The sequence below is a fragment of the Planktothrix sp. FACHB-1355 genome (assembly GCF_014748295.1).
Lineage (GTDB): Bacteria > Cyanobacteriota > Cyanobacteriia > Cyanobacteriales > Aerosakkonemataceae > Aerosakkonema > Aerosakkonema funiforme_A.
Window position 1 is genome coordinate 1 of the sequence record NZ_JACJUP010001226.1, and the last position, 1,977, is coordinate 1,977.

Consider the following 1,977-nt stretch of genomic DNA (forward strand, 5'->3'; position numbering starts at 1 on the left):
AGTATTATCTCATATAAAGCTTACTCAATACCTAAGATAAGCGGGTTTTTGAATTTCTTGTCAAAAAGATTTACTAGCAATTTTTCCTTCCATTGCTGTAATTGAACTATATCTGATTAGAGATGCTTGTGTAGGATAATCTTGTTTTAAAACTTTAAGGATGACAGGTCGATCGTCCTGTTTTCGGATAGCGCGATAAACGAGCGAATTGGCACTTTCATATATTTGTGTTAAAATATTTTATCCGCTGAAAGTAAGCATACTTAGTCGTTCTCAGAGCGTAGCAAATCGGGCTGGGGAGAAATATTAACTTCTTGATTGAGAATGCCCTGAATATAATAAAAATCTTAAATATTAAATAAATCTAAATATTAAAGTATACAAATCTTCAGATAGGGAGCTTGTAGCTTCCTCTGACAGTATCGGGAATAAGTTTTGACGGTGTTGCGCGGTTTATTGCGGTAACATTATCAAAAACTGCAACTACCGCAAGCACTACCGCAATCCAAACCAGAGCCGCAATCAACAGCACTACAATCAATCCCAGAGGTGCAAAAGCTGCAATCGGGCAGATCGCAGCTAGGTAGATCGCAAGGAACAAGCCCGTCGCAGTTTATCCCTTCAGCCCCACATTCAACGCAACTCCAGCCAGCGTCTGTCAGGCAACGATCTTGTTTGTGGGTATTATTTTCTTTGGTCTGTTCCCGTTTGGCTTCATCCTCTGATTCAGAGTTTTCTATTCTGGCGCTCAGAATCCGATTAGCTTCTTTACAAGCCTGAAATCTTTGCCGGGATGCTTCGATCGCAGCCAATAAACCCTTGTAGGCGATCGTCCGTTTCACGTACTGAGAGCAAGACTCGCCGCCATAGAGCAATCGGTGAGCGCAGGAGAAACCTTTGCGAGGAGAAATGTGTTTCTGATAGCCTGCGATCGAAGCGCAAGCGATCTGTCGGATTCCGGAATCGAGCCAATCAGCGTTCATTTGTGCAATTGGGTGCATCTAACCTAAGATACAAATCGCTCAACCGAAATTCAGATCCTTATAGAGATATTAAGGTGTGTTGCATTTTATTCACATCCATAAGAGTAACGTAGGGGTTTTCAAAACTCCGTGATACCATCTCAGCTTGTAGGTTGATGAGATTGGGAGAAAACCTTTGACGATACGGGTTGCTGTTGTTGGTTCAGGCCCAGCGGGCTCCTCAGCCGCTGAAACGCTCGCCAAAGCTGGAATTGAGACGTATCTGTTCGAGCGCAAGCTAGACAATGCCAAGCCGTGTGGCGGTGCGATACCCCTGTGTATGGTGGGCGAGTTTGACCTGCCTCCACACATCATCGATCGGCAGGTGAGAAAAATGAAAATGATCTCACCTTCAAACGTTGAAGTCGATATCAACATAAACAAACAAGAAGAATATATTGGTATGTGCCGCCGCGAGGTGCTGGATGGCTTCTTGCGCGATCGCGCTGCTTCGTTAGGTGCCAATCTGATTAACGGCACAGTTTATAAACTGGATATTCCCACAAACAACACTGACCCTTATACCATCCACTATGCCGATCACTCGGATGGCAGTGCCGAGGGGACAATGAAAACCCTGAAAGCTGATGTAGTGATTGGGGCAGATGGAGCGAATTCCCGGATTGCCAAAGCCATCGATGCTGGCGATTATAATTATGCGATCGCCTTTCAAGAACGCATTCGCCTCCCCGAAGACAAAATGGCTTACTACGAAGACCTAGCCGAAATGTACGTTGGCAACGATGTTTCCACCGACTTCTACGCTTGGGTTTTCCCCAAATACGACCACGTTGCTGTTGGTACCGGCACCATGAAGGTGAACAAAGCCGACATCAAAAATCTGCAAGCAGGTATCCGCAAACGTGCTGCCAAGAAACTGGCAGGTGGTGAGATTATTAAAGTAGAAGCTCACCCAATTCCAGAACATCCCCGTCCTCGCCGCGTCGTCGGTAGA

The 1,977-nt window shown here is 45.5% G+C and carries 2 protein-coding genes; one reads left to right on the plus strand and one right to left on the minus strand.

What is annotated here, in order from left to right; translation table 11 throughout:
• Window positions 1–470: 470 nt before the first annotated feature.
• Entirely contained in the window at window positions 471–983 is a 513-nt protein-coding gene (gene yidD / locus H6S82_RS31035) for a membrane protein insertion efficiency factor YidD (RefSeq protein WP_190473868.1), read from the minus strand.
• Window positions 984–1,158: 175 nt separating this feature from the next.
• Here yidD and H6S82_RS31040 point away from each other — a divergent pair.
• Window positions 1,159–1,977 (plus strand): geranylgeranyl diphosphate reductase (locus tag H6S82_RS31040; protein ID WP_191057320.1); only part of this gene is annotated, 819 nt, incomplete at its 3' end.